The following is an 18,610-nucleotide window of genomic DNA, read 5'->3' as shown; positions in this document are numbered from 1 at the left end:
CGATGGGCTGTATCGGTTCGGTGGGGCTGGCGCTGGCTTTGGAGCAGCCCAACCGCCAGGTGGTGGTGCTGGACGGCGACGGCGCCCTGCTGATGAAGCTGGGCACTTTGGCCACCATCGGGCTCTACCAACCGGGCAACCTGGTGCACATCGTCTTTGACAACGGGCAGTACGAGTCTACCGGCGGCCAGCCCACCGCTGCCCGGGCCGTGGACTTTGCCGGGCTGGCGATAAACTCGGGCTACAGGAAAGCCACGTCAGTGGCCTCGCTGGCGGAATTCGCGGGCTTCCTGAGTACGGCCCGGACCGAGCCCGGACCGCTGCTGTGCCACGTGCGCGTGCAGCCGGGCACGCAACCCGGCCTCGCCCGCCCGACGGAATCCCCGGAGGCGTTGCGCGACGAGTTGCAGGCCTTGATTGCCTCGTGATCGCGCCCCGCTGAAAGCCGGGCGCGGGCGAACCTGAACGACGGTGGCAGCGCGAACCTATCACAACCCCGTTGAGGTGCTTGCCAGCGACGACTGGCTGGGGAGCTGCCGGGAACAGTTGGAGCGCCTGGCCGTGCGCACGCCCCTGGTGGTGACCTCGCCGGGCGGACGCCTGCGGTGGCACGTGGACGCACACTTCCCCGCCGGGCAAATCTATGACCAGGTGGCGCCTAACCCGACCCTGGTGAGCTGCCAGCAGGCGGCGGTCTTCGCCCTGGAGGGGAACTTTGACGGCGTGGTGGCGCTGGGCGGAGGCTCGGTGATGGACACGGCGAAGTGCATGCTGGCCGCCCTGGGGACCGGCAACGGGCAGGTGGCCGAGCTGCTGGAGCTGGAGGCCCCCTATCCCCACCGGTTGCCGGCGGTGTTCATTCCCACCACCCACGGCACAGCCAGCGAGGTGACCATGTGGGGCACGGTATGGGATTTTGAGACGCAGCGCAAATACTCCCTCAGCCACCCCGACCTCTATCCCGACGCCGCCATTCTGGACCCCCGGCTGACGCTAAACCTGCCGCTGGACGTGTCCATGACGACGACGCTGGACGCGCTGAGCCACAGTTTTGAGTCCATCTGGAACAGACATGCCCTGCCCGAGTCCACGGACCACGCCATCAAGGCCATCACCGCGATTCTCAGCTACGCCCCTGCGCTGAAGGAGCGGCCGGGCGACCTTGATGTGCGGCGCCACCTGCTGGCGGCGGCCACCACGGCGGGACTGGCCTTCTCCAACACCCTCACGGCCGCGGCCCACGCCATCAGCTACCCCCTCACCATGCGCTTTGGCGTGCCCCACGGCATCGCCTCATCGCTGGCCCTGCTGCCCCTGCTGGCCATCAACGGCCCTACCATCGCTCCCGCACTGGAGCGGCTCTATGAGACGCTGAACCTGTCCGGGATGGAAGAACTGCGGGAGCGCATCGGGGAGTTGCCTGAGGGCGTGCTGGCCTACCACCTGCGGGACTGGGGCGTGCGCCGGAACCAGCTGGACGGCCTGACGGAGCAGTGCTTTACGGGCCGCATGGACAACAACGTCGTGGACCTCACCCGGGAGCAGGTGCGGGGCATCCTGGAGGAGCTTTTCTAGCCGTGCAGGCGATCATTGTGGCGGCGGGGACGGGCCGCCGGCTGAGGCCGCTGACCGATGACCGGCCCAAGGCGCTGCTGGAGCTGCAAGGCCGTTCGCTCATCAGGCGCAGCGTGGAACAACTGCTGGGAGTCGGGGTGCAGGCTATTGCCGTGGTGGTGGGCTACCTCAAGGAGCAGATGGTGGAGCACCTGGAGGGACTGCCCGTCACATACTTCGAGAACCCGGACTACGAGCACACCAACAACATGGCCAGCCTGTGGCACGCCAGCAGTTTCGTCAGGGAGACGTGCCTCTACCTGCACAGCGACCTCATTTTCGATGATCGGCTCCTGCGGCAACTGGCGGAGAGCAGCCTGCCCGACGCCCTGCTGGTGGAGGAGAAGGTGTGCGACGCCGAGGACATGAAGGTGGCGGTGCGCAACGGGCGCCTGGTGGCAGCCAGCAAGGAGCTTCCGGCGGCCGAGACGTTTGGGGAGTGGACCGGGATGGCAAAATTCTCCCGGCCGTATTGGGACGCGCTCATGGCGCAGATCGAGACGCTGCTGGCGCAGGGCCAGCGGCAGGCGTACGATACGCTGGCCTTCACCGAACTGGCGCGCCAGGGCCGGGCCGTGGGGATTGAGTCCTTCACCGGCTGGCCCTGGGCCGAGATCGACACGCCGGCCGATCTGGAAGCGGCCCGCAGGCTGTTTCCGGCGGCGCCTGACGCTGGCGGCTAGGCCGGTGGCAACCGGCTTCGCAGGTAGCGCAACGGACCCAGCAGCAGATAATAGAGCAGCTGGTAAAGCAGGATCGTGGGCCAGTGCCACGGGCGGGCGTAGCGGCGGTAGTAGAGCAGGCTGCTACGCAGTTTGAGGGCCGCCTTGCGCAGCGAGGCCTCACCGCCGATGCTGCTGGAGACGTGGTGCCACAGGGTGCCCGCGGGCAGGTAGATGATACCCGCGCCCAAACGTCGTGCCCGGGTGCAGAGGTCCACATCTTCCATGTACATGGGGTAGGCGGTGTCGAAGCCGCCCAGGGTACGGGCCAGCTGCGCCCGGATGAGCAGGCAGGCGCCGGTGACATAGTCGGTGGGGCCCGGCAAGTCGTACTGGCCGTGGTCGCGGGTGCGGATGCCGCGGTGGCGGATGCGGCCCAGGGGCATAGCCACCTCGCCGCCGGCGTACCAGATGCGGCGCTGCTGCCCGCCATAGTATATTTTTGGGCCGAAGATTCCTCCCTGGGGAAACGCCGCCGCGCCGGCCACCAGGGCCGACACCAGGTCCGGCGCCACTTCGGTGTCATTGTTCAGGAACATGATCCAGTCGGGACCGGCTTTCAGCGCCAGCTCCAGCCCGGCGTTGTTGCCCCGGGCAAAGCCACTATTTTCCGGCAGCGCCAGCCGCTGGACCCGGGGATAGGCGGCTTCGACGGCCTCCAGCGATCCGTCCCGGGAGCCGTTGTCCACCACCAGGAGGGTGACATTCTCGTACTGCAATCTGTCGAGAGAGCGCAGGCATTGGAGGGTCAGGTCCCGCCGGTTCCAGTTCAGGACGATGATCGTGACGAGCGGCGGGCTCATGCCAGGAAATGCTCCAGCCGGGCGATGAAACGCTCCCAGGTGAAGGCCTCCCGCGCCGAAGCCACGGCGCCGCGCAGTTTGGCGAAGCCGGCGGGCAGGTTTTTGGCCAGAACGTCGGCCAGGGCAGCGCCATCGGCGGGTGGGACGACGAAGCCGGTCCGGCCGGGCTGGACCACCTCGGCCAGCCCGCCCACGGCGGTGACCACCACCGGGCGCTGGAACTGGTAGGCCAGCTGGACGACACCGCTCTGGGTGGCGGAAAGATAGGGCAACACCACCACATCGGCGGCGGAGAAATAGGTGGCGACCTCCCTATCGGGGATAAAACGATTTTCCAGTACGACGCTGTGGGTCAAACCGTGACGGGCAACGGCACGGGCGGCTTCCTGATAGCCCTGGTAGAACTCCCCCGCCACCCGCAGGTGAAAGCGCACCCCCCGTTGCTGCAACAGGCGGGCCGCTTCCAGCAGGTGCGCCAGCCCCTTGTAGGGACGCACCAGACCGAAGAAAAGGATCATGGGCGTGCCGGAATCCAGGCCGAGCCTGGCCTTGGCCTCGGCCTGCGGCGGCCCGTCACCGTAGCCGGGATAGGTGGGGTGAAAGAGCGTGGCGGCGGGCGTGGAGACGGCCAGGCGCTGTAGCTGGCGGCGGCCGTCGTCGGAGAGGACCACCAGGCCGTCGGCGGCCCCGAAGAAGCGCCGCTTCAGCCAGCGCAACCCGGGCTGACTCTCGTGCTCCTCCACGTTGTGGCACAGGATCACCGCGCGACCGTGGGGCCGCAGCAGAGCCAGCATCCGCCAGTAGGCGGGGATGAAGTAGGGCATCCAGTAGGCGAAGATGGAGACGTCCGGCCGGAAGTCCCGGATGCGACGGGCGGCGCGGTCCCAGCTGGCGGGCAGGAGCGAGTCCAGCAGGGTATCGGCGGGAGCCGGCAGGGGCACCGTGGCCGTGGTAAGGGTCTGGCTTTGGCCGGGAAAAAAGAAGGGCGGATAGAGGCGGCGGAAGTTTACCGCGTACAGCTCGTGGCGGGCCAGCAGGTGGGTGCCCAGCAGGTGGCTAAATGCGGCAATGCCTCCGCGATAGGGAGGCAAGGGCGATACCAGGGCGATTCGCATGGCGGGGCTAGGGCCGCGGGGGATACTCCTCCCTGATCAGCCGCTGATCCTGCGTCCGCCGCTGAACGAAGAACTCCGCCAGGAGCCCCAGGGAGAAGAGTTGGATGCCCACGATGATGGCGAGTATCCCCAGGAAGAGGAGGGGTCGGTTGCCGATGGGGATGCCACCCAACCAGTTGACGGTGAGATAGAGGGAGATGCCCAGGCCGGCAGCCATGAGGAGCATCCCCCCCAGGCCGAAGAAATGCAGCGGGCGCTGGAAATAGCGCCCCAGGAAGAGGACCGTAAACAGGTCCAGGAGGCCGTGGAAGTAGCGGGCCAGACCGTACTTGGTTTTGCCGTGCAGGCGGGGCCGATGCCGGACAATCTTTTCGGTGACGCGGAAGCCCTTGTACTTGGCCAGGGCGGGAATGTAGCGGTGCAGACCGCCATAGATCTGGATGGTTTTGACGACCTCGGCGCGGTAGACTTTCAGGCCGCAGTTGGAGTCGTGGATGGGGACGCCGGTGACCAGCCGGACGGTGAAGTTAAAGAGCCGGGACGGCAATCGTTTGCCCAGTGGGTCGTGGCGGACCTTTTTCCAGCCGGCCACCAGATCCCAGCCCTCGTCCAGCAGCGCCACCATGGCCGGGATTTCCGCCGGGTCGTCCTGAAGGTCTGAATCGAGGGTGACCACCACGTCACCGGAGGCGGCCTGAAAGCCCGCTGCAAGGGCCGCCGCTTTGCCGTTGTTGCGGAAGAACGTGATGACCCGGGTGCGTGAGTCCTCGTCGGCGAGTTCCCGTAGCACGGCACCCGATCCGTCCGTGCTGCCGTCGTCGATGTAGAGGATCTCGTGCCGGCCCTCGGCGGGCAGGGCGGCGGCGATTTCCTGGTGCAGTTGGCGCAGGGAGCCGACTTCATCGTAGACCGGCACCACGGCGGAGATGTTCATCGCCCGAGAAACGGCGGTTGCCTCACTCCGCGGGTGCGCGCACCAAGGAAGGAGTCCGCCGCTGGCGAATCTGCTCGGCGCGGACGAGATAGGTCTCGGCTTCGGCAGGCTTGCCGAGCCGGGTGTAAACCTCAGCCAAGTGCTCCAGCACGACGGGGTTTTCGGGGTTGATCTCCAGGCTGCGGGTAATGTACTTGCGGGCGGTGCGATACCTCTTCTGATGATACCTGATCCAGCCGTAGGTATCCAGGAAGGCCGAGTTATCCGGCTGCAGCTTCAGCGACGCCCGTGACAGTTTACGGGCGGCGGCCAGTTGCCTGCGGGAAACCGGGGCGCGGTCGGCCAGGCTGTAAGCATAGTTATTCATGGCCACGGCGTCGTCGTCCTCCGCCTGGATGACGATTTCGTACAGGGAATCGGACGAACTGTAACGACCCAGACCGGACCACGCGGTGGCCAGCAGATGCTGAATGTGGTGGGCTCCTGGCTGCAGCTCCAGGGCGGCCAGCAGTTGCTTTTCCGCCTCGCCATAGCGCTCAACGCCCACATACATGCTGCCCAGGCGGTAGCTGATGTTGGCGTTGCCGGGGAAGCGCGTGCGGGCCTCCGTGAGAACCTCGATGGCCTGCTCCATGTTGCGCTGGGCGCTGTGAGCGCTGGCCAGCCGAAGATAGCCTGCGGCGCTATCGGGATAAACGGCGGTCATGATCGAGGCAACGGTTGCGAGGCGCTGAAAAGCGCCCTGGCGCTCAGCGACGTGGCCGGCCAAATTGAGGACATCCCACTGCCGCTGTCCCTGCTCGATGAGCGAATCGAGCACCGCCTGGGCGCGAGACAGGTTGCCCTGCTGTACGTTCAGCCAGCCCAGCTGCAGTGTAGTGGCCAGCGTGGAGCCGCCCGACCGTTCCAGAAATTCGTAGGCCTCAAGGGCCTCATCGACCCTCCGGGTGCGAACACAAAGCTCGGCGTAGGCACGGGTGATGCGGTGATCGTCCTTTCGGAGGCGGTACAACCGCCGGTAGGCCTGGTAGGCGCGCTCGTCATCCCCCACGGAAAGGGCGAGCTCCCCGGCCCGGGGCAGCACCTGCTCCTGCCCTGGATTGCGGTCATAGATGCGGAGATAGGTGTCCACCGCGCCGCTGAAGTCCTTCTGCCGCAGATGGAGGCTGGCCTTGCGGAAGAGGGGCTCCAGAGCTCCGGGGTCCAATTGCTCCCAGCGGTCCAGATGAGCCAGGGCCTCGGCGGTCTGGTCCCGGGCGGCGGCGTTACGGGCGAGGAAATCGTAGACGTGGGGGTCATCGGGCTGGACCCGGCGGGCGTTCTCGGCAGCCGCCTGGGCCTCCGCCAGGAGGTTCTGGCGCATGAGCACCTCGGCCAGCGCGAGGTAGATGGTTGCGGAGGTATGGTCGTAGCGCAAGGCCCGCCGGAAGGCGGCAGCGGCGGCCGCGTTGTCGCCCTGCAGCATGGCGAAATCGCCGTCCAGATAGTGGGACAGGGCCCGGCTATCGTATTCCTGCCGGTCCGGCTGCGCCTCCTGGCCGGAGACGACCGCCAGCAGCAGCAAGGCAGAGAGCCACAATCCGGCGCGGCGCGTGGGAAGGCGTGCCATAGTGTGAATCAATTTAGAAGCAACCCCGTCGAGAAACAATACAATCCTCGGTTCAGGTGCGGCGTGGGACCGGCCCCCGTTCCCTGCACAGCGGAATGCCAGCAGCGGGGCGCAACCGTTCAATGCCGGTCGCAACGCAAGCGTTCCCGCAACATGGGCCGACGACACCGCGGCACGAGAGTGTCCAGCTGTCCCGAGGGACACCTTAAATACGACCTCGAACCAACCGTAGGAGTGACGGGTTCATGAGCGACACAATTAAGAGCGTTATCACTTGCCACCTGGACGGCGGGATTGAGACCATCAGCGAGGGGTCGGAGGCCCTGTTCGGCTACACAGCTGAGCAGCTCATCGGCAAGGAACGGGTGAGTCTGTCCAGTCCCGGGCTGGTGGTGCCGGGGCCCCTGGGCGGCCGGCTGACGACGGCCAGCATTGAGGGAGAATGGGAAGGTGATACGGTCTCCCTTACCACGGTCAATGAGAAATGCGCTGCCCATATCAAGATCACCCCGACGATGAAGGACGGTGTGCAGGTCGGTTTCTGCGGCGTCACCCTACCGCTTGAAGATGTGGATATTGCCAACGTGGAGCCCGATATCAGCTTCATGACCCGCATGCTCAAGTGGATGGTCATTACGCGGGCGCCATTTCTCACCACCACCATCGTGCCTGTGCTGCCGGGGGGCTACATGGCGCACTAGGCCACGGGCACGCTGTTCAGCCACTACAACGATTCGGGGCTGAAACCGGCCGACGCGGGCACCATCAACCTGCACCTGATTACGGGGCTTCTGCTGACCATCGGCTACAGGCCAGGCACCACCTGGCGGCCGTAACTGGCCGGTCATTTGCGGGCCGGGACGATCGCAAAATTCGTCTGCGCGGCTAGCCGCCGGTGGTGTAGCCCGACAGTCGGGCACCCGCCGCGATGACCTCACCGCGAATGGAGCAGCGCTCCAGCCGTGCGCCGGGCAGGACGATGCAGTTGTCCAGGGTCGAATTCAAAATCAGGCAGCCGGCCATGACGGAGCTGGCACGCAGGGTGGTCCCGGCGACCACCGCATCGGGGTACACGAAGGCGCCCCCCAGCGACTCCAATAAATAGGCGTTGGTAGCCAGCAAGGTTTCGGGGGTGCCGCAATCCAGCCAGCGCTCCACCCGCTGGACCTGGAAGGGCTCGCCCCGGGCCAGCATGTTGTTGAGGGCGTCGGTGAGCTGGAACTCCCCCCGGGTTTTGACCTCGTCCTTGATGAGAGCAGCAAGCGCCTGCTGCAGGCTGTCGGTGTCGTCAAGGCGGTAGATTCCGGCGATGGCCAGGTTGGTGCGGGGCTGTTTTGGCTTCTCCACCATGCCGATGACGCGGCTCCCTTCAGTCTGCACTACGCCAAAGGCCTGGGGGTTATCCACTTCTACCACGCCAATGACATTGCTCGCCGTGTTGAGGAACGCGGCGTAGTCCAGCTCGAAGAGTGTGTCGGCCAGGACGATGACGATGGGCTCGCCCCGTCCGGCGCCTGTTGGCAGGCCGCCGGTGAGGCCGAGATAGACCGCGTGGCCCAGCCCTTCCTGTGAGGTCTGCTCGACGAAGGTGACCTTGGCCCGGTCGTAGCCGGCCATGTGCTCCCGGACCTGATCACCCAAAAAACCGACCACAAGGATGATCTCGCTGACGCCGGCGGCCACGAGGGGCTCGAGGATATGATCGAGCACGGGACGGCCGCCCACCGGTAGCAGGGCTTTCTGCCGGCCCGCCGAATGGGGCAGCAGGCGGGTGCCACGTCCGGCCAGGGGGATGAGGGCTCGCATGTGCGGCGCGCTAGAGCGGGGAACCGGTGAGGGACCGGCAACCGGAGAGGGGCCAGCGCCTGCCGATGGATCGGGACAAGTTCCCCGCCGTTGGCGGGACAGGCCGGCCGGACTGGAGCTTACTTCTCAACGAGGCGGTCTTTGTAGCGACGCATCTGGGACTTGAGGTTGTCCACGGCCAGCACCACCGCGCGGTCCATTTTTTGACTGGCCTCGGTGACGGTGAACTGGTGGCCCTTGGAATGGGCAATAATTTCGGCCACCTCCAGGCCGTTGTCTTTAGACAGGACGATGTGGCAATCGAGGAGGCCGTCAAAATAGCGGCGGAGCTCACGCACTTCCCTCTCCACAAAATCGCGCAGTTGCTTGGGCGCCTTGAAATGGCGGGCCGTTACTTCAATACGGATATCTTTCACTCCTCGCTGCATGATCACTCCTTCAGGCGCCGTAATCCAGGTTTGGTCCGGCACTGATCAAATCGGAATGGTCCTGAGCGTAGTTACGAAAATTGGCATCGAACGCACGCACCAGCTTGCGGGCCGTCTGATCGTAGGCCGCCCCGTCGGGCCAGGTTGTTTTGGGCCGCAGCAGGGCGGCGTCTACGCCGGATAGTTGGGTCGGCACCTGGGTCCCAAAGACCGGGTCCACTTCGCTCTGCGCCCGTTCGATGGCCCCGGTGAGAATACTGGTGATCATGGCCCGGGTGGCCTGAATGGGTATCCGCTTTGCGCCGCTGTCAGCGGTGCCCCCCGTCCAGCCCGTGTTCACCAGATAGACCTTGGCCCCCGACGCCTCGAGTTTATCCCGGAGGAGCTGGGCGTAGGTGAGGGGCGGCAGCGGCAGGAAGGGGCCCCCAAAGCAGGGGGAGAAGGTGGCCTGGGGTTCGGTGACGCCGCGTTCGGTACCAGCCACCTTGGCAGTATAGCCGCTGATGAAGTGGTACATAGCCTGCTCGGTGCTAAGGCGCGACACGGGCGGCAGCACACCGTAGGCATCGGCGCTGAGGAAAATGATGGTGTCGGGGTGGCCGGCGATGCTGGCTTGGCCGTTGGCGGACTGTGAATTGCCGACGTGATCCAGGGGGTAGGAGACTCGGGTGTTCTCCGTCTTGGAGGCATCGCTGTAGTCCACGGCGCCGGTTTCCTGGTCGAAGACCACGTTCTCCAGCAGCGCGCCAAAGCGGATGGCAGCGTAGATATCGGGCTCGGCCAGGGGATCGAGATTGATAACCTTGGCGTAGCAACCGCCCTCGAAATTAAAGATGCCGTGGTCTGACCAGCCGTGCTCGTCATCGCCGATGAGGGGACGGTCGGGGTCGGTGGAGAGCGTGGTCTTGCCGGTCCCCGAGAGGCCGAAAAACAGCGCGGGGTGCTCGCCGTTACGGTCCACGTTGGCGGAGCAGTGCATGGTCAGCACCCCCTTTTGGGGCAGCAGGTAGTTCATCACCGCGAACAGGCCCTTTTTCATCTCGCCGCCATACTCGGTGCCGCCGATGATGGCGATGCGGCGGCCCAGGTGGAAGATGATGAAGATCTCGGAGTTCAGGCCGTGGGCCTGCCACTGGTCATCCACGACGTCGGAGGCGTTCAGGATGGTGAACTCGGGCCGGTGGGACTGAAGTTGTTTTGGGGTGAGCCGGATGAACATGTTGTCGGCGAAATGGGCCTGCCAGGCCTTACGGGCGAGAATGCGGACATTGAGGCTGTAGCGGGGGTCGGCACCCAGCTGGCCGTCGAACAGGTAGACGCCACGGCCGTCGGCGTCGCGGTTATAATAATCGATCACGCGCCGGTAAAGGACCTCGAAGACCTCCCCGCTCACTTTGTGGTTGACGGGCCCCCACCAGATTTGCTCCCGGGAGGACGGCTCATCCACAATGTAGCGGTCATCGGGCGAGCGGCCGGTGTACTTGCCGGTGCTGATCATCGTGGCGCCAGCGGGTCCCATGCGGCCGCCATCCATCCGGAGGATGTCCTCCACCAGCCGGTGGACGGGCAGGTTGCGCCGCACCTGGCCGGGCGAGGTGATGCCGAGTTCTTCCAGTCCGAAGGGCACGGCCTAGCGCTGCCCTCCGGCGTGGGGGTGTGCCTGCCGGTAAACCTTTTTCATCTGTTCGGCTTTTACGTGGGTGTAGATCTGTGTGGACGAGAGGGACGCGTGGCCCAACAGATCCTTCACCGCCATGAGATCAGCGCCCCGGTCCAGCAGATGGGTAGCCACGGTGTGCCGCAGGAGGTGGGGACTGAGGTGCCGGGCGTTGGCCACCTGCCGCATGTAGTGTGTCACCCGGCGCTGCACGGCCCGGGGAGACAGGCCCCGGTGGCCGCGGCCCTCAAAGAGGGGACTGTCCGCCGTGACATCCTCACCATTGCGGCGGCGCAGGTCCAGATAGCGCCCCAGCGCGCGGCCCGCCGGTTCGCCGAAGGGGACCACCCGCTCGCGGTCGCCCTTGCCCGTGACGCGCATGGTCTGGCGCGTAAAGGAGACGGCCCCCACCTGCAGGCCGGTGAGTTCCGCCAGCCGCAGGCCGGTGGCGTAAAAGGTTTCCAGGATGGCGCGGTCCCGCAGGCCCAGCAGGGTGTCATCGGGCGGGAGGGTCATGAGTTCCCGGGCCTGGCCCTCGGTGAGAAATTCGGGCACATAGCGGTTGTAGCGCGGCGTGACGATATCGGCGGTGGGGCTGGCGGGGAGCACCTCAGCCAGCACAAGATACCTGAAGAACGATTTGAGGGTGGCCAGTTTGCGGGCCACTGAGCGTGCGCTGAGCCCCCGCTCCAGCAGGTAGCCCATGAAATGGCGAATGGTCCGCCGGTCGATGAGGACGAGATCGCGGGCGCGGGCCGGGTCGTAGCCGGCGATGAAGCGGGCAAACTCGGCCAGGTCGCGGCGGTAGGCCTTCACCGTCAACGCTGAGAGCCGGCGTCCGTGGGCCAGGTGACGCAGAAAGTCCGCGGCGGTGCGCAGCAGCTCGGTGGTCTGCTCAGGCACGGGGTTCCGCCCGGAGGAGGTCCAGCGCCGATTGAAAATCGGCCGGCAACGGGGCCGTGAACCGCACCCTCTTGCCGGACGCGGGATGGGCAAAGGCGAGGCTGTGGGCGTGGAGGGCCTGCCGGGGCAGCAAGCGCGCCAGCCGGGCCGTGGCCGTCCGCAGCTGGGGGGCGATGGCCGCCGCAGGCCGGCGACCGCCGTAGGCCGCATCGCCGAAGATGGGGTGACCGAGGTGGGCCAAATGCACCCTGATCTGGTGAGTGCGGCCCGTTCGGGGGCGGGCTTCCAGCAGGGTGATGCCGTGAAAGTACTCCAGCGAAGTGTAGTGGGTCACCGCCGCGCGGCCCCGGTCAGCATCGACATGGAAGGCCAGCCGGTTCCGTGGATCGCGGGACAGCGCGACATCGATCCGGCCACGCTCCGGCGGGGCGCCCCACACCAGAGCCAGGTAACGCTTCTGCACCTCGCGCTGGGCAAACTGCTTGGCCAGGTGCCGGTGGGCGGCTTCGGTCCTGGCCACCACCATGACACCGGAGGTGTCCTTGTCCAGCCGGTGCACGATGCCGGGGCGCAGCTCGCCATTGGGGTGCGGGAGGGTTTTATACCTGGCGGCCAGTCCGTTGGCCAAGGTGCCGCTGCGTACGCCGCTGCCGGGGTGGGTCACCAGGCCGGCAGGCTTGCTCAACACGACGATATGGCTGTCCTCGTGGAGAATATCCAGGGGCATGGGCTCTGGCGTGAGCTGGGTGGCCCGGCGGGGTGCGGCCGCCGCCACCAGGACGCGCTCGCCGCCAGCGAGGGGCTCCCGCGCCTTAAGCACGGTGTGGCCGTCCACCCGCACTTTGCCGTCCCTGATGAGGGTTTGCACCACGGTACGGCTGAGGCCGTCCAGGTTGGCCGCCAGGAAGTGGTCGAGGCGGGCCCAGGGCGCGTGGGCGGTGAGGCTGGTGGGGGGAGCGGTATCAGGCGCTTTCATTGGCGACGCTCTCCGGCCGGGCCGCAAGCAGGTAGGGGAGCAACAGGAAAGCGATGATGCCCACGGTGACGGCGCTGTCGGCCACGTTGAATACGAAAAAGCGGTAAGGACCCAAGCCGAAGTCGAGAAAGTCCACGACGCTGCCGTACATGAGGCGATCGATGAGATTGCCGATGGCCCCGCCCAGCACGACAGCCAGCGAGATGCGGGTAAAGATAGGGCTGGTGCGCTCATAATATAAGTAGGTGAGGATCAGCAGGCTGGCGACCACGGAGAGGAGGGTAAAGAGGGGCAGGGTGCTGCCCACCCGGATGCCGAAGACGATACCGCTGTTTTCCACGTAGGTGAGGCGAAAGAAGTTGCCCAGCACGTTGACGCTGGCATGGAGCTCCAGATTCTGGCGCACCAGATACTTGCTGGCCTGATCGAGCACGACGACCGGCAGGGCGTAGACCAGAGCCCGCATGGGGGTCAGCTGACGACCTTCGGTGGGTTCGTTTTGCAGGCGAAGCAGCTGGTGGTGTGGGGCACCTCGTTCAGACGCTCCCTGCTGATCAGGTTGCCGCAGGTCTGGCAGATGCCGAACGTGCCCTCGTCGATCAATTCCAGGGCGCGGTCCAGGTAGCGCAAATAGTTGTTTTCCCGAGCCAGCCAATAATAGGCCTTTTCGCGCTCGGCCTGGTCGGTACCTACGTCGGCCATGTGGTAGGCGTAGGTGGAGTCGCTGGTGCTGGCCGACTCATTGGCGATGTGGGTATTTTCCTTCAGTTCGCCCATGTCTGTGAGCAGCTGACGCCGCTTGCCCATGATGCGCTTCCGGAAGTAATTCAGGTCCCTCTTGGACCACTGTTTCCGAGTTGCCATTATCCGTCCTTGTGGTTAGGCCCGCGCAATGTGAATGCTCACCTCTGCACCGCCCAAATTTACAACTTTTTCGTGCTCCGGCTGATCAAGTTTGGGATACAGCCGGGTGCCCAACACGGCGGCCAAGAAGGTGTCCTGGAAGCGCGCCAGGGAGCGCTCCACGTGTTCATTCCCCGACACGCCCACTACAATGCGCTGCTCCACGCGCAGAGCTACTTCCTTGCGCATGTTTTGTACCTGCCGGATGAGGTCGCGCACGGTGCCTTCCTCGATGAGTTCGGTGGTGAGCTCGGTGTTGATGCCCACAAGCACGCTTTTGGAATGAGCGATCTCGAACGGTTTCCGGGCCAGGTACTGAAAATGAACTTCCTCGGGCTGGAGCTCAATAGGCGTGCCGTCAACCAGCAAGCTTGGAAGGGGCTGTGTACCACGCCAATCCTCCGGAATACCGCCTGCATCAATAAGCTCCCGTAGCTGCGCGTCTATGAGCGGAAGCAAGTGACCGTATTTGGGGCCAAGTACCTCCCGGTTCAAATTAATTTCTTTATCAGCGAAGGCGTTAAACCGTTCAGAGGGAATAACCTCCTTCACGTTGAGCTCTTCCATAATCTGGTCGGCATATTTGGTTACTGCCAATCTCACGTGCTTACTGCCAAATACAACCAGCCGACTTAACGGCTGGCGCACTCGAATCTTGGCCTTTTCCCTTGCGGCGCGGCCAAGAGATACAATTTGAACAACCGCTCCAATGTCTCTGATGAGATCTTCATCGACCATTGAATCGTCGGCTTCAGGGAACGCGCACATATGTACGCTTTCAGGTGCGCCGGAATCAACTGAGCAAACCAGATTACGGTAGATAGATTCCGTGACGAACGGAATGATCGGCGCAAGCACTTTCACCAAGGTTACCAGCGCTTCGTGCAAGGAGGAAAATGCCGCCATCTTGTCCTGATCATTATCACTCTTCCAGAAACGGCGGCGGTTGCGCCGGATATACCAATTCGAGAGATCGTCAATATACCCCTCAACCTGCAGCATAAGCTTATCCACGCGATAATCGTCATAGTAACTACCTGCACGGATGATCAGTTTGTGTGTCCGGGCAATGAGCCAACGGTCAATTTCGGCGCGGTGCTCGACTGGAACGGTGTCCCTCACGGGGTTGAACTTGTCCAGTGAGGCGTAAGTGACGAAAAAGCTGTAGGAATTCCAGAGGGTAAGCAATTTCTTGCGTATGCCGTCGGCATGATGGTAGCCAAACAGCAGGTTCTGATCGGGGTTCTGGCTGGCATACAGCCAGCGCATGACATCCACGCCCATCTTTTCGGCGGCCTCATCGAACCAGATGGCGTTGCCGTCGGACTTGTGCATGTCCTTGCCGTGCTCGTCCTTGACCAGGGCATGCCCCAGCACCCGCTTGAAGGGGGGGCGATTTTCCAGCACGGTGCTCATGGCGAGGAGGCTATAAAACCAGTTGCGGAACTGGCCGGGCAACGACTCGGTAATGAAATCGGCCGGGAACCAGCGCTCCCAGTAGTCCCGGTCATCGCGGTAGTGCAGGGTGGAGAAGGGCACAATGCCGGCGTCGAGCCAGGGGGTGCCCACGTCCAGAATGCGGGGCACGGTGGCGCCGCAGTGGGGACAGGCGATCTTCACGGCGTCAATCCACGGGCGGTGGGGTGACTGGCCGTCGAACTGCTCCCAGCCTTCAACGGCCCGCTCCTGGAGCTCCTCCCGGGAGCCGACCACCGTCACGGTGCCGCAGCCGGCGCATTCATAGATTGGGAGGGCCAGGCCCCAGTAGCGCTTTTTGGAGATCATCCAGTCGTCCATGTTGGTGAGCCAGTCGAGCTCCCGGTCCAGGCCGTAGGACGGCATCCACTCGATCTGGCGGGCCACGTCCATGATCTGGTGGCGGAGGCCGCCGTCGGCGGCGGCGTTCCCCTTGCCAGCGGGCCGCCCGTCCATGGTGATGTACCATTCGGTGACGACCCGGAAGACCAGTTTGGTCTTGCAGCGCCAGCAGTGAGGGTAGCGGTGAACATAGTTGGCCTGATGCAGCAGCAGCCCCTGCTCCTTCAGGTGGTCCACAATGGGGGCGGTGACCTCGTCCACCGGGCGGCCGGTGAGCCAGTCGAAGCCGGCCATGTAAACGCCGTTTTCGTCCAGTGGCGCGATGACCGGCAGCCCGTGTTTGCGGCCCAGATCGAAGTCTTCTTTTCCGCAGCCGGGGGCGATGTGGACGATACCTGAGCCCTCGTCGGCGCTCACCTCGTCCCAGGGAATGATTTTGTGCTCGACACCAGCCTGGGCGGGAAACTCGTCGAAGGGCCCGCGGTAGCGCCAGCCCAGCAGGTCGGTCCCGTGCAGGTGTTCGAGAACCTCGGGTTTGGCCTTGCGGCCGAAGATGCGGGGGATAGCCTCAGGCAGCAGGTAGAGCTGGCGGCCGTGATCCTCGATGACCACGTATTCCAACTCCTCGGACACGGCGGCGGCCACGTTGGCGGAAAGGGTCCAGGGGGTGGTGGTCCAAACGACCAGATAGGCGTTCTCGCGATCCACCAGCGGCAGCAGCAAGTAGACCGATTTATCATCAATCTCCTTGTAGCCCTCGGTCATCTCGTGCTGGCTGATGCCGGTGCCGCAGCGGGGGCACCAAGGCATGGCGTCCTTGCCCTTGCGGAGCCAGCCCCGCTCGTGGACTTCCTTGAGAAAGCCCCAGATGGTGTAGTTGTTCTCATCGGACATGGTGAAGTAGGAGTGGTCCCAGTCCATCCAGTAGCCCAGCCGTATGGACTGCTCGGTCTGTTGCCGTGCGTATTTCAGGACGCGCTCCTTGCAGCGGTTGACGAACGCCTCGATGCCGTAGGCTTCGATGTCGCGCTTGGAGGTGAAGCCCAACTCACGCTCCACTTCCACTTCCACCCACAGGCCCTGGCAGTCAAAACCGTTCTGGTAGCGGAGTTCGAAACCTTTCATGGCGTGATAGCGCAGGAAGATGTCCTTGTAGGTGCGGCCCCAGGCATGGTGCACACCCATGGGGTTGTTGGCGGTAATGGGTCCGTCCAGGAAGGACCAGCGGGGACGGCCCTCATTTTTGGTGCGGAGCTGCTGAAAGATATTTTGATCCTGCCACCACTTGAGCAGCTCGTGCTCCTGGCGGACAAAATCGACCTTGGGATCGACGGGATGGAAATTCTTGCCCATCGAAAAACTTACCTGCTCAAGAAGGAAATGTCAACGCGCGCGGGGGGCGTCGCACGAGCGGGCGACAGGAGTTATTCACTGGCGTTGCCAGGCCAGATTGGCCGCCCGGCAGCGGGCAGGGCTCAGCAGCGGGCAAGAGTCCTGAGGCCGAGTCGGGGCCTTAGCCCAATTCCAGCCCACGGAACAGGAACACATTGCCGCGGGCAATCCTGAGCAACAGGGTGTCCCCGCGCCGGTAGCCTTTCAGGGCCCGGTGGTAGTCGCGGGTGTTCTTGATATGCTTGTCGCCGATGCGGACCACCACATCGCCGGGCCGGATATCGCTCCGGGCGGCCTGGCTGTGGGGATTTACCCTGGTGACCAGCACCCCTTCCCGGACCCGGACATCGAAACGCTCGGCCGCCGCGTTGGCCAGGTCGGTCACGGCCAGGCCGGTGTCCTCGCCAAAGTCAATGTCGTCGCGGTCGCCGTCTTCAACAGCCGAGGCGAGTACGTTCAGGTCGGGCAGCTCATCCAGCTTCACCGTGATGATCTTCTCTTTGCGCTTGCGGATGAGGGTGAGCTTGCGCCGGTCGCCGGGCCGGGAAGAGGAGATGACGTTCTTCAGATGGCTGGCGTCACGAATCTCCACGTCGTCGACTTTGAGGATGATGTCGCCCTCCTTGATGGCGGCCCTCTCAGCGGGGGAACCTTCGATGACCTGGTTGACGATGGCGCCGTTGCGGTGGTCCACCTTCAAGGCCTGGGCCACCGACTCGGTGATGGGCTCGATGCCTACGCCCAGCCAGGCGCGGGTGACGTGTCCCTGGGCGATGAGATCACCGACGACCCGCTTGACCAGGTTGATGGGAATGGCAAAGCCTACCCCGGCGTTGGCCCGGGAATAGCCGTCCGTGGCGATGGCGGTGTTGATACCCACCAGCTGGCCGTCAAGGTTAATGAGGGCGCCGCCGCTGTTACCGGGATTGATGGCGGCATCGGTCTGGATGAAGTCTTCGTAGCGGTCGCGGTTGAACGAGAGTACCGAGCTACGCCCTTTGGCACTGACGATGCCTGCCGTCACCGTGTGTTGCAGGTTAGCGCTGAAGGGGGAGCCAATGGCCAGGACCCACTCGCCGACGCGGAGCTCATCGGAATCGCCCAGCTCCAGCGCATCGAGATTCGCTACGCTCACCCGGATGACGGCAACGTCGCTGGCAGGGTCGGTGCCCACCAATTCGGCGGGTACGCGGCGCTTGTCGAAAAGGGTGACCATGATGTCGCGGGCGTCTTCCACCACGTGGTTGTTGGTGACGATGTAGCCGTTATCGGCATCGAAAATAACGCCGGAGCCCAACACGGTGCCCCGGGACTCGCGTTCATGGAAAAACTCGCGGCCCCAAAAATCGAAGCGGGGCGCACGCCGGGAGCGCCGCACCACCCGCGTGGTGGCGATGGTGACCACGCCGGGATTGGCCTTGGCCGAGGCGGCCACAAAGAGGTTGTTCACTTCCCTGGCGCTTACGTTCTGGCGGGGGGCCGCCTGGACGGTGGTGAGCCCACCTGCCAGCAGGGCCAGCAGTGTGGCGGTGACCAGCCAATGGATTGCTCGCTTGTTCATGTCGGTTCCTCTCATCAAAAATCGGGGCCATGGGGCAGGGCGGCCGCGACGGGCGCCCCATGAGCCCCATGTTCAGCACCTGAACGGGGCATGTTTAAGGCTTCTATGCAGGCGGCGGTCAAAAGTTTCCGGCGTTAGCGGGCGCGGTCATGCAGGGTCAGCCGCTGGTGTCGGCCGTGGCGGAGGCGGGGGGCACGGCCTGGCCGCCGTGGTGCCCCAGATGGGATTTGAGGGCTAGAATTTGCATGAGCAGATCGCGCTTGTAACCCTGGAAGCCGTACTCGAACCGCAACGGCGTCAGGCTGGGTCCGGCCGCGGCGTAGCGCAAGAGGTGGTCCAGCTGGCCGGCCTGGCGTTCGATCTCGGCCG

General features: G+C 64.6%; 18 protein-coding genes. 4 read left to right on the top strand and 14 right to left on the bottom strand.

The features are described from left to right. The 3 genes from IH971_07320 to IH971_07310 form a co-directional block, all read left to right on the top strand. Positions 1 to 428: phosphonopyruvate decarboxylase (locus IH971_07320; GenBank protein MCH7497644.1), on the top strand; the 428-nt coding region annotated here is incomplete at its 5' end. A gap of 43 nt (positions 429 to 471) precedes the next feature. Then, positions 472 to 1,575, top strand: coding sequence for a phosphonoacetaldehyde reductase (locus IH971_07315; protein MCH7497643.1), 1,104 nt, complete (start codon positions 472 to 474; stop codon positions 1,573 to 1,575). A 2-nt stretch (positions 1,576 to 1,577) separates the two neighbouring features. Then, positions 1,578 to 2,297 carry a phosphocholine cytidylyltransferase family protein gene (locus IH971_07310; protein MCH7497642.1) on the top strand — a complete coding sequence of 240 codons (720 nt, stop codon included), beginning with the start codon at positions 1,578 to 1,580 and terminating at the stop codon, positions 2,295 to 2,297. On the opposite strand, the gene IH971_07305 is transcribed toward IH971_07310, so the two are convergent. From IH971_07305 to IH971_07290, 4 genes are read right to left on the bottom strand one after another with little or no spacing between them, the layout of a single operon-like run. After that, positions 2,294 to 3,139 (bottom strand): glycosyltransferase family 2 protein, encoded by an 846-nt coding sequence (locus IH971_07305; protein ID MCH7497641.1) that lies wholly within the window; start codon positions 3,137 to 3,139, stop codon positions 2,294 to 2,296. The two genes, IH971_07310 and IH971_07305, sit on opposite strands and share 4 nt — an antisense overlap. Then, positions 3,136 to 4,254 (bottom strand): glycosyltransferase, encoded by a 1,119-nt coding sequence (locus IH971_07300; protein ID MCH7497640.1) that lies wholly within the window; start codon positions 4,252 to 4,254, stop codon positions 3,136 to 3,138. The genes IH971_07305 and IH971_07300 overlap by 4 nt, the downstream gene beginning before the upstream one ends. A gap of 7 nt (positions 4,255 to 4,261) precedes the next feature. Next, positions 4,262 to 5,188, bottom strand: a complete 927-nt coding sequence (locus tag IH971_07295; GenBank protein MCH7497639.1) for a glycosyltransferase family 2 protein — start codon at positions 5,186 to 5,188, stop codon at positions 4,262 to 4,264. Between the two features lie 22 nt (positions 5,189 to 5,210). Beyond that, positions 5,211 to 6,797 (bottom strand): tetratricopeptide repeat protein, encoded by a 1,587-nt coding sequence (locus tag IH971_07290; protein ID MCH7497638.1) that lies wholly within the window; start codon positions 6,795 to 6,797, stop codon positions 5,211 to 5,213. A 245-nt stretch (positions 6,798 to 7,042) separates the two neighbouring features. On the opposite strand from IH971_07290, the gene IH971_07285 reads away from it, so the two are divergent. Next, complete coding sequence (locus IH971_07285; GenBank protein ID MCH7497637.1) at positions 7,043 to 7,498, top strand: hypothetical protein; 456 nt, start codon at positions 7,043 to 7,045, stop codon at positions 7,496 to 7,498. 184 nt (positions 7,499 to 7,682) lie between these two features. On the opposite strand, the gene IH971_07280 is transcribed toward IH971_07285, so the two are convergent. The 10 genes from IH971_07280 to IH971_07235 all read right to left on the bottom strand — a co-directional run. Then, positions 7,683 to 8,603: a nucleotidyltransferase family protein gene (locus IH971_07280; protein MCH7497636.1), complete on the bottom strand. Its 921-nt coding sequence runs from the start codon at positions 8,601 to 8,603 to the stop codon at positions 7,683 to 7,685. Between the two features lie 119 nt (positions 8,604 to 8,722). Next, positions 8,723 to 9,031, bottom strand: a complete 309-nt coding sequence (gene raiA, locus IH971_07275) for a ribosome-associated translation inhibitor RaiA (protein ID MCH7497635.1) — start codon at positions 9,029 to 9,031, stop codon at positions 8,723 to 8,725. A gap of 10 nt (positions 9,032 to 9,041) precedes the next feature. Then, positions 9,042 to 10,658: a phosphoenolpyruvate carboxykinase (ATP) gene (pckA, locus tag IH971_07270; protein MCH7497634.1), complete on the bottom strand. Its 1,617-nt coding sequence runs from the start codon at positions 10,656 to 10,658 to the stop codon at positions 9,042 to 9,044. Between the two features lie 3 nt (positions 10,659 to 10,661). Next, on the bottom strand, positions 10,662 to 11,591 hold the full coding sequence (locus IH971_07265; protein MCH7497633.1) for a tyrosine recombinase XerC: 930 nt from the start codon (positions 11,589 to 11,591) through the stop codon (positions 10,662 to 10,664). Continuing rightward, positions 11,584 to 12,567, bottom strand: coding sequence for an RluA family pseudouridine synthase (locus IH971_07260; GenBank protein ID MCH7497632.1), 984 nt, complete (start codon positions 12,565 to 12,567; stop codon positions 11,584 to 11,586). The genes IH971_07265 and IH971_07260 overlap by 8 nt, the downstream gene beginning before the upstream one ends. Beyond that, a complete protein-coding gene (gene lspA, locus IH971_07255; GenBank protein MCH7497631.1) occupies positions 12,554 to 13,033 on the bottom strand; it encodes a signal peptidase II in 480 nt (159 codons plus the stop codon). The genes IH971_07260 and lspA overlap by 14 nt, the downstream gene beginning before the upstream one ends. Before the next feature lie 5 nt (positions 13,034 to 13,038). Further along, complete coding sequence (locus IH971_07250; GenBank protein ID MCH7497630.1) at positions 13,039 to 13,431, bottom strand: TraR/DksA C4-type zinc finger protein; 393 nt, start codon at positions 13,429 to 13,431, stop codon at positions 13,039 to 13,041. A 15-nt stretch (positions 13,432 to 13,446) separates the two neighbouring features. Then, positions 13,447 to 16,641, bottom strand: coding sequence for an isoleucine--tRNA ligase (locus tag IH971_07245; GenBank protein MCH7497629.1), 3,195 nt, complete (start codon positions 16,639 to 16,641; stop codon positions 13,447 to 13,449). Positions 16,642 to 16,801: 160 nt separating this feature from the next. Then, positions 16,802 to 18,241: a Do family serine endopeptidase gene (locus tag IH971_07240; protein MCH7497628.1), complete on the bottom strand. Its 1,440-nt coding sequence runs from the start codon at positions 18,239 to 18,241 to the stop codon at positions 16,802 to 16,804. Positions 18,242 to 18,398: 157 nt separating this feature from the next. Next, on the bottom strand, positions 18,399 to 18,610 hold a 212-nt coding region (locus tag IH971_07235; GenBank protein ID MCH7497627.1), incomplete at its 5' end, for a hypothetical protein.

This window comes from Candidatus Neomarinimicrobiota bacterium (assembly GCA_022560655.1).
Taxonomy (GTDB): Bacteria; Fidelibacterota; Marinisomatia; order SCGC-AAA003-L08; family TS1B11; genus JADFSS01.
This window is presented reverse-complemented; position numbering and strand designations above follow the sequence as displayed.

Bases quoted from the DNA above. Each gene is read 5' to 3' on its own strand.
- IH971_07305 (MCH7497641.1), bottom strand. From the start codon at position 3,139: ATGAGCCCGCCGCTCGTCACGATCATCGTCCTGAACTGGAACCGGCGG.
- IH971_07300 (MCH7497640.1), bottom strand. From the start codon at position 4,254: ATGCGAATCGCCCTGGTATCGCCCTTGCCTCCCTATCGCGGAGGCATT.
- IH971_07295 (MCH7497639.1), bottom strand. From the start codon at position 5,188: ATGAACATCTCCGCCGTGGTGCCGGTCTACGATGAAGTCGGCTCCCTG.
- IH971_07290 (MCH7497638.1), bottom strand. From the start codon at position 6,797: ATGGCACGCCTTCCCACGCGCCGCGCCGGATTGTGGCTCTCTGCCTTG.
- IH971_07285 (MCH7497637.1), top strand. From the start codon at position 7,043: ATGAGCGACACAATTAAGAGCGTTATCACTTGCCACCTGGACGGCGGG.
- IH971_07280 (MCH7497636.1), bottom strand. From the start codon at position 8,603: ATGCGAGCCCTCATCCCCCTGGCCGGACGTGGCACCCGCCTGCTGCCC.
- raiA (MCH7497635.1), bottom strand. From the start codon at position 9,031: ATGCAGCGAGGAGTGAAAGATATCCGTATTGAAGTAACGGCCCGCCAT.
- IH971_07260 (MCH7497632.1), bottom strand. From the start codon at position 12,567: ATGAAAGCGCCTGATACCGCTCCCCCCACCAGCCTCACCGCCCACGCG.
- lspA (MCH7497631.1), bottom strand. From the start codon at position 13,033: ATGCGGGCTCTGGTCTACGCCCTGCCGGTCGTCGTGCTCGATCAGGCC.
- IH971_07250 (MCH7497630.1), bottom strand. From the start codon at position 13,431: ATGGCAACTCGGAAACAGTGGTCCAAGAGGGACCTGAATTACTTCCGG.
- IH971_07245 (MCH7497629.1), bottom strand. From the start codon at position 16,641: ATGGGCAAGAATTTCCATCCCGTCGATCCCAAGGTCGATTTTGTCCGC.
- IH971_07240 (MCH7497628.1), bottom strand. From the start codon at position 18,241: ATGAACAAGCGAGCAATCCATTGGCTGGTCACCGCCACACTGCTGGCC.